Here is a 14826-nt window from a genome sequence, read left to right on the forward strand (position 1 = left end):
GCCGGCATATTGCTCCGGAGAGCATATCGGATCACGCCCTCCAGGCAGGAAGCGTGAACACGGAGAAGCTTGCACTCCGGGCGGTGCGTGCTTCGAATCTGGCGGAAGCTAGTGTATGCTCCGTACATCTGACAGAGCACGCCGTACACCCTCAGCATCTGGCCGAGGGGGCGGTACAGGAATCTGCGCTGGCAGAGGGCGCGGTGCAGTCCAAACATATCGCACCGGAATCCGTCCAGTCGGAGCATCTGCAAGCAGGGGCCATCCAGCAGCAGCATGTAGGCTGGCAGGTGGTATCGGAGGATGCCTTGCAGGAAGGAGCGGTTGCGTCCAGCAAAATCGCGAATGGAGCGATACAGTCCTGGCATGTGGCTGATGAGTCCATTGAAGGCCAGCACATTGGGCAAGAAGTCATTGATACGCATCACCTGAAGCCGGGGGCGGTGACACTGGCTCAGCTATCCACAGATATTCACCTCTCGGGGCTTTTGCCGGAGGAGGGTATCAGCGGCGACAGACTCCAGCCAGACAGCGTATCTCGTAGCCATCTGACAGCTCAGGCCGTCGACAGTGAGGTGCTGAGCCCAGAAGCTGTAGGATCGGAGCATCTGCAGGCCGCAGCGGTACAAAGCCATCACCTGGCAGAGCAGAGCATCGAAGGGCATCATCTGGTGGAAGGCTCCATAGGCTCGCGTGAGCTGGAGCTGAACGCAGTGAAGCCGGAGCATCTGAGTATCACTCCTGTTCGTACTTGCGCGAATCAGCCCGCACTGCAGCAGTTCGGCAGAGCGCCGTTTCTTCTAAAGGGTAGTGAAGGAGAGACGGAGGTTACGATTGTATTCGAGGAGCCTTTTGTGAACCCGGACTATACGCTTGTAGCTATGACCAACCATCCTCTTTTTCATGCGACACTAAAATCACAGACGCCGAGTGGTGCGGTGATTGTCGTAACCAAGTGGAACGAAACCTCGCATAACTACGGCATTGTTTCCTGGATTGCCATCGGTTAGTGAAGGCGATGATTGTGTAACATTTATAGCGTGCAGCTTGTGTTTTCCGGATACAGAGCTGTACGCTTTTTCATATACTTTTCACACATTTACTCCACAATTATCCCGAATTCTCCTGATAATCTAAAGATACTTTAAAGGAGAGGTGATTCAATCATGAAAAAATGGACTAAAAATGCAGCAGCCGTATTAACCGTAGTAAGCGTATTGGGAGGAGCAAGCAGCGCATTCGCCGCTACAGCAACAACGACTCCAGCCACAGCTGCACCAGCTACCAAAGCTCCTGCCGTTACAGCACCAGCTACCAAAACCCCGGCAAAAGCACCTGTGGTGAAAGCACCCGTTAAAAAAGCTGTGACAGCACATAAAGCAACAACAAAAGCGAAAAAAGCTCCTGCCAAGAAAGCAGTTGCCAAAAAAGTGGCGAGCCACAAAGTAAAAGCGAAGCACCATAAAGTTAAGCATCATGCCGTTAAACATAAAGCAAAAGCGCACAAAACTCGTGCACATCATGTTGTAGCTAAAAAAGCAGCTCACAAAGTAGTTCACAAAGCTCCGGCTAAAAAAGTTGTACCTGCAAAAACAGCTCCAAAAACAGCAGTGAAAACAGCTCCGAAAGCAGCAGCTAAAGTTGTAACAACAACCAAAAAATAAGGTTGAAGTGCAGTCAGTTTTCAGTTCGCCTGGCATATACAGCAGCGATTCATGATAAGAAAAGACGGGACCGGGAACGGTATACCCGTCTTTTGTCTATTTTATCGGGCTTCTGTTAAGCTTATAGAGAGGATGGAACCATCCAGAACAACGGCAAGGGGTTAAGATCATGACAAAAATAGTAGTGGTGGATGACGACGTGTTCATATTGCAATTAATATCTGAGTATTTGAAAAAAGAATCCTACGAGGTGACTTCCTTTTCCAGCGGCAAAACCCTGGTGGAGCATATCCGTACGGACCGTCCGGACTGCCTCGTTCTTGATATTATGATGCCCGGAATTGATGGACTTTCCTTGCTGACTCAGCTTCGTGAGTTTACAGAAATGCCAATTATTATGATTTCCGCGCGCGGTGAAGAAAGTGATCGTATTCACGGGCTGGAGCTGGGATGCAGTGATTTTCTGACTAAGCCCTTTAATCCACGGGAGTTGGTTGGAAGGGTCAAAGCGATGCTGCGACTGAGCAAGGCCGGGACGTCTGCCTCGGATGATAAGGAAGCGGCAGAAATCGCAGAAGTATGCCGTGCAGGCAATCTGTGTATTTTTGCAGATTTTCGTAAGGTCACAGTGGACGGACAAGAGTTGAATTTGACCTCGCGTGAATTTGATCTGCTGCTGTTTCTTTCAAATCATTTGGAAAGACCTTTTGGCAGAGAGCATCTGATTCAGCAGGTGTGGAACTATGATTTTATAGGTGATGTGAGGGTTGTGGACGATCTGGTCAAACGAATTCGTAAAAAGCTGGCGGAATACCACTCTACGCTCGTCATTAATACCGTGTGGGGATTCGGATATAAAGCAACGGTTCAGGAGCAGTAGCCATGCGTACGATGAGAGCTAAAATACTGCTGTCTCTATCTATCGCGATGCTCATTACCGTCTGTATTACGGTCGTTTTGTTCATCAGGCTTATTGACGACCTTCTTGTAAATCAAGCTAAATCCAAGCTTCATGAGCAAGCACGCAAAGCCGTCCATATTATGAGCGACGGAGGCTTTGACCGGCTGAATACTGCTGAACTTAACTATGTTATCAAAGGTATGCTTTTGTCTGCCGATTATTTTATTTTAAGTACGGATAACCGCATCATCGACTCCAGCGTCTCTGGAATGGAGGGCAAAAAGATAGAGAGTTTGCTATTGATCCGCCAGGGATTTTTTGCATCCGTTCATCCGTCTGCCCATGATCTGGCCGCCGCACATGAAGGGGTTGCTGTGCTGCAAGGTAAAAAAATCCTGTTTACCAATGAGGAATTGCCCGGGCAACCCTTTCGTATTTTTGTATATTCGCCCTTGTCTTCTTTAAGGGCGCTGTATGTCCCGCTCATGAGAACCACCATACTGTCCATTGTGGCGAGCTTCCTGGTGATTCTCGTCATTGGGCTCATGGTCGTTTCACGACTGGTGCGTCCGCTCAAGCGTTTGAAGGAGGCTGTAGGCAACTATGAGCCGAATCAACCGCAGGAAAGTGATTTTCCGCAGGCAGATAAAAGCGAAATTGGCGAACTGATCGGCACCTTTCATTCCATGTCCGTCCGTATTCAGCAGCATCACCATGATCAAATTGAATTTTTGCAAAATGTATCTCACGAGCTAAGGACACCGTTAATGTCCATTCAAGGCTACGTATATGCCATTCAGGATCAAGTCGTATCCCAGGACGAGGGGCTAAACATCATTAAAGTGCAGTCTCAGCGATTAATTGATATGGTGGAAAAGCTGCTTCAGCTATCAAGACTGGAGGGGTTGAATGAAGAATGGCCTGTCTCTCTGATTGATCTTAAAAGCATGGCAGAGGACGCTGTTCATTTGTTAATGCCGGTGGCTGCTGAACGCTCGATCTCAATTCGTGTAGAGGGGGAGGGCCTGCATGTGGCCGTTCCGGCCGAGCAATTGTTCCGCATGATATTGAATTTGTTGCAAAATGCGGTTCGACATACCTCTACGGAGGTTGTCATTCACTTGGAGACAGGGACAACTCCGGAGGTCGTATGGGTTATGCATGTGGATGATGACGGGGAAGGGCTGACTGAATTAGAGGCAGCGGAGGTGTTCGGAAGATTTTATACAGGCTCGAACGGTGTCACGGGTTTGGGATTGGCCATTTGCCGTCAAATTGCTTCCCGATTGGGGGGTGAATTGATCTGTACACGTTCACCCTTGGGTGGGGCACGGTTTAGCTATATACAACGCATGTTATAAATGAGTACAAAAATGGTTAAAAATGATCATTTTCCAAGCTGAATATTCCATATATATGACATATAATGATAGTTTTTTTATCTTATTTTAGATATTGCTTGACTGGCAGGTACTAAACTGAGTAAAATTATTCGTATATACCTTGGTTCATGAACGTCGTTTTTTTAGATAGTGGTCAATAATAATGATGAATAAATATGAAAGAGTGATGAGATGAACCGCCTTTTGGAAGTGAAGGATTTAACGATATCTTTCAAGACTCGTCAGGGACTAGTGCAGGCCATTCGTGGCGTAAACTTTCATGTCAATAAAGGAGAGACGCTGGCCATTGTCGGTGAATCCGGCTCAGGCAAAAGTGTAACCTCACAAGCTGTTATGAAGCTGATTCCGACCCCTCCTGGCATTTACCAAAAGGGTCAAATTTTGTTTGACGGGGAAGAGCTGATTCATAAAACGGAAAAGCAGATGCAAAAAATTCGTGGTAAGGAAATCGGTCTGATTTCTCAGGACCCCATGACTTCGCTTAATCCGACAATGAAGGTCGGCAAGCAGATCACGGAAGTGCTTTTCAAGCATGAAAAGATATCCAAGGACGCCGCCCACGAGCGGGGCATTGAGTTGCTTAGCCTGGTAGGGATTCCGCATCCAGAGCAGCGCTTTAACCAGTATCCGCATGAATTCAGTGGCGGTATGCGTCAACGTGTCGTGATTGCGATGGCACTGGCAGCGAATCCCAAGCTACTGATTGCCGACGAACCGACGACTGCGCTGGACGTAACGATTCAAGCTCAAATTTTGGAATTAATGAAGGATCTTCAAAAGAAGATCGACACTTCCATCATCTTTATTACTCATGACCTCGGCGTTGTAGCGAAGATGGCGGATCGTGTTGCTGTTATGTATGCTGGGCAAATTGTGGAAACAGGTACGGTTAATGAAATTTTCTATAATCCGAAACATCCGTATACTTGGGGGCTTCTCGCTTCCATGCCAAGTTTGGACAGTCATGGTCAGAAGCTGGCAGCCATTCCAGGAACGCCTCCCGATCTGCTGCACCCACCTGTAGGGGATGCTTTTGCAGCCCGCAGTAGCTATGCCATGAAGATTGACTTTGAGAAGGAGCCTCCACTCTTTCAATTATCCGATACACACTTTGTAAAATCATGGTTGCTGCATCCAGATGCGCCTGCGGTTGAGCCGCCAGAAGCGGTAAAGGCCAAGCTCCGCAAGCTGGATAATGCATTTGAAAAGCCGGTGTTGGTAGAACAATACAGCGTTTAATGAACGATGTAATTTGCTGCTAAACAACTCGTAAATAAAAAAAAGGGCTGCGCTCTCCGTGGAATCATCTACGGGGAGAACAGTCCTTTTTGGTGTAAAAACAGGTTATTAGAGCTATGATTGTTTGTGTCAGCAAAGCAGTTTTACAGTTTACCGGAACCGGCCTGAGAAGTGACTTCTGCTTTTACGCTGGCGGATGGGGAAATTTTATCGTTCAGCGTTGGTTTCCAGCCTACAGAAGAGCTAAGACCCGCGCTGGAGCCTGCGTTAACAGCTTGTCCATTCAGAAGTGTGCCCGTGTCTGACAGGGCAGTTCCACCAAAGACCGACACAATTTTGTCTGCAGATAAGCCTGCAACGTCGATGACATTGTTTTCGGCGAATATTTTGGAGGATTTACCTGCACCCCATATATACAGTGAAGGATATTCGGAGCGTTTTACATCGCCGGCATAATAATTGTTATACACATGAACTTGTCCATACCGTACGCGTGGTGTACGTTGTACGGTGTTTTCATAATAATTGTGATGCAGGGTTACACGCAAGGCCCCTTTATCTGCTGTTTTGCTGTCGCTGTTGCCAATAATTGACGTTTTATCATGATCGTAAAAGTGATTGTAAGAAGCCGTAACCAGATCCGCTTGGTTAACCACATCGAGAAGTCCATCATGATGCTGGTATTCCTGACCGTAAAACGTACCGTTTTGGCTATCGGGATGAGATCCATCATTAAAGGAATTATGGTCTACCCATACATGTGTAGCACCGCTAATGGTAATGCTGTCATATTCAGAATTCCAGTTGCCTGTACTACCGTCATTTGGGTCCCATTGAGGAAAATAATCGTAGGCATCCTGGAACTCAATATTACGGATAATGACGTTGTCTGTCCCTTTTTTCAGTTGGAGGTTAGCGCCGTTAATGACGGCATTGCTACCTAGACCAACAATTGTTGTATTGGACGGAATATCAATGACGACACGACTGGCCTGATTTTTTTGTGAAGCCTCACGTGCCTTTTCCAATGTGCCGGACGGAGCCTTTTTACCCCATGTAGACGGATCATATGCTTTGAGGTAGGCGTCAAAATCATATTTAGGGTCCTTGTAATCATTTAATCCCAACGGCTTGTTATTATCATCGACGTTGGCGTTGATTGTGCCTTTGACATAGATGATTTTAGGCGTACTATTGGTGCTTTTGCCCAAAGCGTCGACTAATTGCTTGCGATTCGTTACGGTGAAAATATTGGAAGAAGAGGCCGCAGCTCCGCCTGTTGTGCCTGTAGAAAAGGCTGCCCAACCGTTTTTGCTGCCGAGCGTTTCTTTACCAAGATCGGTGGCTGCATGAACAGGTGTACCAAGAGGGGTCAGGGTAGTGAACAGCAAGGCTGCTGCGATTCCGATTGAAAATCTCTTTTTCATAAAATACCTCCGAATATGAGATGAATGGAGTAGACGAACGAAGGGAGTCCCGGGTGCTCCTATTTCTACATTTTCTATCATACTTCTCATTCCAGTATTTGTTAATATAATAAAAGTTACACACTAAAATTTATGTCGAATTTTTTATGTAATGCCATAGAGCTCTGCTTTTTTCCATTAAAAGCAAATACAAAATTATGAAAACGTTAACAATCATATGAAATGGGAATTGTATATATGAATATATGGAATTGTTTTTGTGTTTTTTGCACGAATGCAATACTCTTCATGGGTTTTATACTAGACTAGAGGAGGTAAACACAGATACCTCAAAATGTTAACGATTTCAATCTCAGTTTCTATTTTTCTGAATTAATCCCTCATAAACAATACTGCTTTCCGGGTCAGTATGGCACTCATATAGATGCACCCGTTCATTTTGTGAAGGGTAAACGTTACCTGCATGAGCTTTCGTTGAAGGAGCTGGTAGGAGAATATTACATATTGGAGCAGGATCGTTATCAGGTCGAGGTGCTGACGAATTTGGACAAACTGCCAGCGACGGGTGCGATCATCTATAATATCGTTCCGAGCATTCAGGTTTCCCCCGGATTTCCGTTGCGTTCTTTTGCTATCTTGCCTTAATCATCTAATACCGGATTATTGGAATACAATTATATAATCATTTTGAGAAGGAAGACCGATTCAGATACTACATCTGAATCGGTCTTTTATGGTGTATACGGGGTAGTGTACAGCGTGATTGAATGCTCAGTCCAGCTTGAATTTTAAGTGATAATAGTAACCGTAGGGGCAGAAATGGTAGGCTGAGTTGTGATAGTGGAGGTCGTGCCACTAAAGTCGGATATTTCTATGACAACGGGGACACCTGGTGTAATATCTACGGAGTTAATGACCAGACTTGCTGTAGTTAGAGTGAATAAGGAACTTTGCTGAATCACTCCATTAATATAATAATTAGCAGAATCCGTAGCCGCTAATGTCGGCAGAGCAACAACTGGAGCATCTGCGTCATCAACAAAGCTTGCCGCAGGCACAGTTGTTGTTGTTGCGCCGATCATCCCGGCTGTAATTGTTGCAAAAAAACGAGTCACGGCCGGGGTTACAGTCGTAGTTACGGCACCACCAGTTGCTACGGGAGCAGTAGCTACTGCTGTATATACAGGTTTTATGATTGGCATAGTTCTTACCTCCTTTCTTTGGTGGATATGAGCCATTTGCTGGCTCTTAATCAATAAATGATATTTTAACCTATTAGGAAACGGCACATTAACCTTTTGATTAATAATAGGGTGGATAGAGGAGGCCCTATTTTGTTGCAGGTGCAGATGTATAGCAACTCGTTGGTATTTGATATATTCAAATGCCCAAAACCCCAAAGGGATATGTGCATATAATACATGAGGCTGAGAAAAGGAGGTGTAGATGGCTGGTATGGCAAGGCGCGATTCAGCACTAAGGAGACATCGAAAGCGAACCGTACATTGTAAGATCGTCAGCCGAAGCAAGAACATCGGTCGAAGAAAATGTAAAACAATTCATCCACCCAAAGGCAAAATGAAAAGAGGATTCCACGTCCAAAAGCTCTCAAAGCTAAACATACAGCGACGGTATTACAATACTCATGGAAGGCGTCGGAAGAAAAAAAATTTGATGGATACGCGAGTGATAAAAGAGGTGGATGGAAATCAGAGGAGTGCTGATTCAGAGGGGGAACAAGGCATTCCCGGTTTGACAGGACAGCAAGGTCAAGCCGGAACGACAGGTGCACCGGGTGTTCAAGGTGTGGCAGGAGTGCAGGGCGTACCAGGTCCAGCGGGAGCACCCGGAATTCAGGGAATACCAGGTCCAGCAGGATTACAGGGAGCGCAGGGAATACCGGGTCCGGCTGGTGTACCAGGTATAACAGGGGCAACGGGCTTACAAGGTCCTGCTGGAGCACGGGGCATCACCGGTCCAACAGGAGCCCAAGGCATAACAGGTCCAACCGGTCCGGTACCTGACCTTTCAAATATTGAAATTATCCCCACGGCTCAGCGGTATTTTTATTTTGCTCCTGATTTTATTGAGTCTTCGGTCACGATTATGGCGGATCAATTTTCTGTAGATGGTATGCAGGATGCTTTTCAACGGTTTCATGTCGGAAGTACCAGCTATGCCAATTTGTATATTAATGGCATGATCCAAGAAAGTACATTGTATAGCCTGACACCTTCATCGCTGACGATTCACCTCAACGAAGGAGATACCATTTCCACCGGCACGCCTATTATTGTGGAAATCGTTCAATTTAGTGTGCGATCCAGTGCATGATATCGTTTGTGATGCAATAAGCCGCAAACCCTTCAATGCGAACGCCAAGCTGTTCGGCTGCCAGTCTGGACTAGAGTGGATTGCGCAGCCCGCCCAGCAGCCTCCTTGAAGGCAAGCACAAGATTACGAATTTCCTCAAGTGTAATGGATGGGTCAGTTTGGTGACAGCAAGGACCTCCAACATGATCATCCTCATCTGACCAAGCCCGAGCGTCGTAATGCAGCGCATGTTTACATATGGCTTGCAATTTAGTTAGTTATCACTTACTATATCCTTATGAACAAGAAAACACATGTAGATAGCAAGAAGAAGGATATTTTGCAGGCGGCGATGCGTTTATTTGCAACCAAAGGGATTGATGGCATTTCCGTCAAACAAATTGGGGAGGCTGCTGGTGTAACGGATGCCGCAATATACAAGCATTTTAAGAGTAAAGATGCCATGGCATTGGAAGTATTCGGGCAATATTGCAATAGCTATACCACATTAATTGACTTCTACCGCAATCAGGATGGGAGTTTCGTCAGCCGTTTCCATCAACTGGTGGATGATGTGCTGGGAATGCATGATGAAGATCAGTGTGGTCTGCTTTTGTTGTCACAGCATCATGAGCTGTACGCTGAGGCAAGCCATAGTCAGCATGTGCGTCAGCCGCTGGAGGCGTTAACGGAGTTCATCGAGCAGGGGGTTCAACGTGGAGAATTGCCCAAGCAGAATGCCCAGCTATCCGGTGTGCTTATCATCGGAGCTATTACACGCTTGTCTGTGTCCAGTCTGGAAGGTGAGCTTCCGCAGGAGCTTGTTCCATTTGCAACAGAGGTCAAGCAACGTTTAACTGCTTTATTAAGTGAAGGTCAGTAGTGGCCTTTTCTTTTTAATTAAAAGGTTAGTTCTTTCTAACTAAAAACATAATATGAAGGTAGGAAGTGGTTTATATGTCCAGGAAAATATTGGTTGTTCAGGGGAATCCGGTCGTGGGAAGTTATGGAGAAGCGCTGGCTCAATCCTATGTAAAAGGAGCAGAGGCTGCGGGAGCTGAGGTGCGTTTGTTGCAGCTGTCCGCGCTGGACTTTAATCCCAATCTATTAGGTGGATATCGTAATAAATTGCCACTGGAGCCTGACTTGGTCCAGGCTCAGGAGTCGATTAAATGGGCAGAGCATCTCGTTTTTGTCTTTCCGATCTGGTGGGGCAGCTTGCCTGCATTAATGAAGGGATTCATTGACCGTATCTTTATGCCAGGGTTTGCGTTTAAGTATCACAAAGGTAAACCCTTGCCTGAGAAGCTTTTAAAAGGCAGAACGGCCCATCTCATCACAACGATGGACGGACCGCACTGGTATTACCGATTTTTTCAGGGACAGCCGGGGCATCGCATGATGAAGGATTCCACATTACATCTATGTGGTGTCAAGCCCGTGCGTTCTACCACCATTGATCTGATGAATAAGAAGACGGATCAACAGCGCAACGAGTGGCTAGGCAAGGTGGAGCAGTTGGGGCGAAGCATGAGGTAGGAGGGCAAAAATGAAACCAGTAATAAATCACAAATGGGATACCTATAGGAAGAACCCAGGACAACATTAAACCTCTTTTTGTACCGTAGGTCATCGTATTTCATTAGAAACTTCCTGCAACTGGATATTAAAGCTTTGTCCACAATATCGCTTACCTGAGATAACTCGACAAGCTGACCAGCTTGTGAGAAAAGCTTTATCACAGGTAGACCATGGTGGTATCTGATCATAATCAACCTGACAAAAGGAAAAAGACCACCATGGGAGGAACTGGCTCGCATGGTGGTCTTATATATGGATAATACATCAGAGAATCAGAAAACGTACATTTTATACAGGCACACCTTGATCAAGGAATGGCTCATGTTTTGCAATCAACGTTATATAAATATCGTTGCAACGATTAAAATAAATCCTATCACCAGACCGGCAGGGCCCCAATAATGCATAGGGATAAAAAACAGACTGTGCTGGGTTCCCATTCGATAGCGCTGTCCCGTTTCCATATCAACTAGCACTTTGTCCGAGTCGGCGTTGAGTGCTTTCCCCAAATACCAGATAATAACCCCCGACACAATGAACACAAAAGCCATCGGCAGCCGGGAATCTATGGAGTCAAGCCCTAGAGCGGATACTAAACTGCCGACAATAACAAATAAAATCCCTGGAATAACAATATTTAAAATACCAAAACCCTTCCAAACAATCACATGAAAACAAAATGACCCATTCAATGGGGGATTTACAATGTGTAAAACTGGAAAGAAGGCGTCATCAGGGGAGGAAAGCTTGGATACACGCGGAGTGTAACCCAGGACGTTTGCAGGTCCCCACAAAAAAAGCCGTTTCTCCACATCTTCATAGCCCGGCATAATCTCTGGCTTGAAGGAGGAAAAGCGGCTTTTTCAATAAGTGAAGTGAAGTGAAGTTCTGTGGCTATTCGGCTGCTGCTTTGGCTTGCTCTGCTGCGAAAATTACAGGCTTCATAATCCGGCTCAGCATATCCTGCTTTGGACGATTCCAGGTAACCCAGTCATCCAGCAGCAGTCCACCCGTGTCGCCGCTATTCGGATTCAGGGACCAGTACGTAAAGTACAGGTTGTTGGTACGAATATAGTCAACAAGTGTATTTTGCCATTTACCCTCAGTAGTAGACAAATCGACATTACGACCACCGAACTCACCGACCAGCACCGGAGCTATGTTTTGCTTGCTGATGTTGCCCCAGGTTTGATCCCAGATCGCTGGCAGGTTGGACGGGAAGGTGGGGTCGTTAAACCATGGCTGCGAGGACACACCAGGGCCGTAATCATGTGGAGAATATACGACACGGTTCGGTACATCAAGAACGACGGGGTAGTTGGCTACACCTGTCAGGTTGCCACCCCACCAGTATTGGCTATTGTTGCCTTGTACATTGTGGTCCACACCTTCCACCAGAATCAGCCAATTCGGATTCACGGACAGAATCGCATTCCCTGCACGCTGTGCCGCCAGACGCCAGTCTGTGGAGAGATTGCCTGTGCCCCAGCTTGCCTGACCGTGTGGCTCGTTGTGCAAATCCGCACCGATGACGGTAGGGTTATTTTTATAACGTTCAGCTAACATCTTCCAGTCACTAATCCAGCGAGACTCAGGGTACTGGGAGGTGTACCACAGCTCGGATTGTCCACCTGAGCCCGGACGGTGACGGTCAAGGATAATCTGAATACCGCGTTGTCCAGCTTTTTCGACCAGCTTGTCCATAATTTGAATCGGAGTTAATCCGACCAGATCAGGATTTTTGTGATAATCAATACTGTCTGGACGGGAACTGGCATCGAATAGCTGATTGCTGTAAGGCAGGCGGATCAGATTGTAGCCTTCCTTTTTCACCTGGTCCAGCATGTCGTCCATCGAGCGGCTCCACAGTCCATGCAAGGTGTAATTAGGAGTTTCCAAGCCGAACCAGTTCAAACCGTTAAATGCCGCCTCTTTCCCGGATTCATCTACAATCTTGTTTCCTTGGGTATGATAATATCCTTTCACACTGGCTGCATCTGTCGAAGCGGGAGCGTAGCCATACAGTGTGAAGCCCATGACGAGGGAGGCAATGACGAGAAATGACTTCTCCATGCTTTTTCTTTTCATGTTTCTTGCCTCCTCCTTTATTTAAATAATTTTGTAACCGATTACAATTTCATTTTATGTTCAAATATTCCATTAAACAAGTTCATAAAATTCGTATATTTCTAAGATTCCGTTCGGATTTAATAGATTTGTAACAACGTTTGTCAACGTCTCGAGGCTGACCTCAGCAAATACAGCATACTAAATGAAAATCACAAGCCACATCACCGAATAATGAATTTGATTCGGTTGAATGATTCGAGATATGAAGAAGACCTGCAAGTATGTTATATTTAACAAACGGCAATCGTGATGAACAGTAATGTAGTGATTTTTTTAGTAAAGCCACAGGGCCGAAGAACAAGTGTGCAAAGCGTTCTGATGGTGGAACAGCTACAGGATCGAATATAGATTGACTCAGTTATAGAAAAGGATGAGATGATTTTGGAAAACAACGAAACTCAGCAGGAATTTGCAGAAGTAGCGCGTCTAGCTGCGGTAAATGATCTGGGTGCATGGAAGAACCAGCAGACGATTGACTTGCTGACACACCGTTTGAATAATGATACGGTATATGCCGTTCAGGAAGCCGCTTACCGCAAGCTTCAGGAATGGGGCGAGAATGTACAGCCGCCTCTGCGCAAAGAGGGTGAGCTTGTTAAGGGCCTGACGAAGATTCTGGTGCGGATTAAAAAAAGCCTGCCAGCCGACCATACCTATAACGATTTTCGCGAGAAGCTGCACAAGATGAGAGTCGATATTTATGACGTCTATGAAGGTGACAAGGGTGCTGAGTTTGATCAGTGGCTGGAGCAAAAATGGGCCTCGTTATCCACAAGATAATGTCTTAACCCTGAAATAGAATGTATTTTTAAGGATTGTTACTGGTGATGCAGACGGAGCCTTAACAAGGATAAGGGATTATCTTTGTTAAGGTCTTTTTTATTTTGTTCCTCTTAAAAATCATGTTCTTGATCTTTATGCCACTGTGTATATACTTTGTCCATATGGTACGATAGTATCGGAATATTTTAGTGACACATTGGAGGGACCAACATGAGCAAGGTGAGGCTATGTTTTATCGGGGCTGGTTTTCATGCTTCAACCAATATATATCCTGCTGTCATTGAAGCAGGTGCTGAAATTCAAGCGATTGCAACCAGAGATATAAGCAGATCGAAGGCAGCGCTTCAGCGGTTTGGGAGTAGCGGTACGCCTTATGACAATTACAAGACTATGCTGGAGCAGGAAGATTGTGATGGAGTTGTCGTGATTGCTCAAGCGGCAGATCACCCATCGCTTGTCCTGGACTGCATTAAGGCCGGAAAACATGTTTTTGTAGACAAGCCACTGGGCTGGAACGCTGAGGAAGCGGCGCAAATTGCAGATGCGGCGGAAGCAGCGGGCGTGGTACTGATGGTCGGCTTCATGAAGCGCTACGCACCTGTATACATAAAATTGAAGGAACTGATGGAGGGTGGCTTGCTTGGATCCGCACGCTCATTTCAGGCGAAATTTCTCGTGGACAGCACCCTGTTTTGTAAAACCGGCGAAGATTTCATGAAGCTGGCGGCGATTCATATGGTGGATCTGGTTCGTTATTTATTAGCGGAAGTGGCGCAGGTTACCGGATTTGCGAACGATAACGGTGAGTTTATTTCCCATACGATTTCGCTGAAATTTGAAAATGGTGTGGTGGGCAGCGTATATTTCGCAGGTATGCCAGCATGGTCACGTGAGAGCGAAGGGATCACTGTAACCTTTGATCACGGTTTTGCGAACGCGGATGAGGTAAACACGCTGATCGTTCATAAGTCGGAGAGTCACACGGAACTCCCTTGGAAATCCCTTGCGGAAAACGATACGGTTTTGACACCGTCAGCCTCGGCGATGTCGGGCGGGTACCGTGACTTGTATTTGCGCGGTTTTGTAGGTGAAATTACTCATTTTATGAACTGCTGCCAGGAAGGACGGACACCTTATTCAAGTGGACGGGATAATGTGAAAACGATGGAGCTGTGCGACCGCATTTTGGCTGCACTCCAATAGGGCACAGACTAAAAATGTACAAGCTTTGAGCCTGAACTGTATCTTGGTGGGAGGGCTTTGAAAGAAGCTACGTTGTAACTAGCTAATAGATGGCTCCTGCATTCGTCGGGAGTCATCTTTTTTAATATTTATCGTTATTGCGAGTTGTTGTCGATAATGGTTCATCTTTATTAATTTTCACT

The 14826-nt window shown here is 46.1% G+C and carries 15 protein-coding genes and 1 pseudogene; 12 read left to right on the plus strand and 4 right to left on the minus strand.

Annotated features, from left to right (window positions below; genetic code table 11):
* The 5 genes from L693_RS0123895 to L693_RS0123915 all read left to right on the plus strand — a co-directional run.
* The coding region (locus L693_RS0123895; protein ID WP_025720606.1) for a WIAG-tail domain at window positions 1-1010 on the plus strand (1010 nt) is incomplete at its 5' end.
* Window positions 1011-1166: 156 nt separating this feature from the next.
* Window positions 1167-1664, plus strand: a complete 498-nt coding sequence (locus tag L693_RS0123900; protein WP_025720607.1) for a hypothetical protein — start codon at window positions 1167-1169, stop codon at window positions 1662-1664.
* Between the two features lie 169 nt (window positions 1665-1833).
* Window positions 1834-2544 (plus strand): response regulator transcription factor, encoded by a 711-nt coding sequence (locus L693_RS0123905; protein WP_025720608.1) that lies wholly within the window; start codon window positions 1834-1836, stop codon window positions 2542-2544.
* Between the two features lie 2 nt (window positions 2545-2546).
* Window positions 2547-3926 carry a sensor histidine kinase gene (locus tag L693_RS0123910; protein ID WP_025720609.1) on the plus strand — a complete coding sequence of 460 codons (1380 nt, stop codon included), beginning with the start codon at window positions 2547-2549 and terminating at the stop codon, window positions 3924-3926.
* Between the two features lie 213 nt (window positions 3927-4139).
* The gene (locus tag L693_RS0123915; RefSeq protein ID WP_025720610.1) at window positions 4140-5207 is read left to right on the plus strand and encodes an ABC transporter ATP-binding protein; all 1068 of its coding nucleotides are present in this window, start codon (window positions 4140-4142) and stop codon (window positions 5205-5207) included.
* A gap of 143 nt (window positions 5208-5350) precedes the next feature.
* Here L693_RS0123915 and L693_RS0123920 read toward each other — a convergent pair whose 3' ends face one another.
* Window positions 5351-6634, minus strand: coding sequence for a pectate lyase family protein (locus L693_RS0123920; protein ID WP_025720611.1), 1284 nt, complete (start codon window positions 6632-6634; stop codon window positions 5351-5353).
* Window positions 6635-6958: 324 nt separating this feature from the next.
* Here L693_RS0123920 and L693_RS29595 point away from each other — a divergent pair, with 324 nt between their 5' ends.
* Window positions 6959-7279 (plus strand): cyclase family protein, encoded by a 321-nt coding sequence (locus L693_RS29595; protein WP_269320862.1) that lies wholly within the window; start codon window positions 6959-6961, stop codon window positions 7277-7279.
* 143 nt (window positions 7280-7422) lie between these two features.
* Here the strand turns inward: L693_RS29595 and L693_RS0123930 are convergent, their stop codons facing one another.
* Window positions 7423-7836, minus strand: coding sequence for a DUF4183 domain-containing protein (locus L693_RS0123930; protein ID WP_025720612.1), 414 nt, complete (start codon window positions 7834-7836; stop codon window positions 7423-7425).
* A gap of 472 nt (window positions 7837-8308) precedes the next feature.
* Here L693_RS0123930 and L693_RS32005 point away from each other — a divergent pair, with 472 nt between their 5' ends.
* From L693_RS32005 to L693_RS29600, 4 genes and pseudogenes are all read left to right on the plus strand, one after another.
* Window positions 8309-8968, plus strand: a complete 660-nt coding sequence (locus L693_RS32005) for a DUF4183 domain-containing protein (RefSeq protein ID WP_081752203.1) — start codon at window positions 8309-8311, stop codon at window positions 8966-8968.
* Between the two features lie 277 nt (window positions 8969-9245).
* Entirely contained in the window at window positions 9246-9830 is a 585-nt protein-coding gene (locus tag L693_RS0123940; RefSeq protein WP_025720616.1) for a TetR/AcrR family transcriptional regulator, read from the plus strand.
* 74 nt (window positions 9831-9904) lie between these two features.
* Window positions 9905-10486 carry an NAD(P)H-dependent oxidoreductase gene (locus L693_RS0123945; RefSeq protein ID WP_025720618.1) on the plus strand — a complete coding sequence of 194 codons (582 nt, stop codon included), beginning with the start codon at window positions 9905-9907 and terminating at the stop codon, window positions 10484-10486.
* A 50-nt stretch (window positions 10487-10536) separates the two neighbouring features.
* Window positions 10537-10712 (plus strand): annotated as a pseudogene (locus L693_RS29600) (endonuclease V); the annotation flags it as partial.
* 154 nt (window positions 10713-10866) lie between these two features.
* On the opposite strand, the gene L693_RS0123950 reads toward L693_RS29600, so the two are convergent.
* Both L693_RS0123950 and L693_RS0123955 read right to left on the minus strand, forming a co-directional pair.
* Window positions 10867-11196, minus strand: a complete 330-nt coding sequence (locus tag L693_RS0123950; RefSeq protein WP_025720620.1) for a hypothetical protein — start codon at window positions 11194-11196, stop codon at window positions 10867-10869.
* Window positions 11197-11422: 226 nt separating this feature from the next.
* Entirely contained in the window at window positions 11423-12616 is a 1194-nt protein-coding gene (locus L693_RS0123955; protein ID WP_025720622.1) for a glycoside hydrolase family 5 protein, read from the minus strand.
* Between the two features lie 423 nt (window positions 12617-13039).
* On the opposite strand from L693_RS0123955, the gene L693_RS0123960 reads away from it, so the two are divergent.
* Window positions 13040-13438 (plus strand): hypothetical protein, encoded by a 399-nt coding sequence (locus L693_RS0123960; protein WP_025720624.1) that lies wholly within the window; start codon window positions 13040-13042, stop codon window positions 13436-13438.
* A gap of 213 nt (window positions 13439-13651) precedes the next feature.
* On the plus strand, window positions 13652-14644 hold the full coding sequence (locus L693_RS0123965) for a Gfo/Idh/MocA family protein (RefSeq protein WP_025720625.1): 993 nt from the start codon (window positions 13652-13654) through the stop codon (window positions 14642-14644).
* The last annotated feature ends 182 nt before the right edge of the window (window positions 14645-14826 follow it).

It is taken from the genome of Paenibacillus sp. 1-18 (assembly GCF_000520755.1).
GTDB classification, from domain to species: domain Bacteria; phylum Bacillota; class Bacilli; order Paenibacillales; family Paenibacillaceae; genus Paenibacillus; species Paenibacillus brasilensis.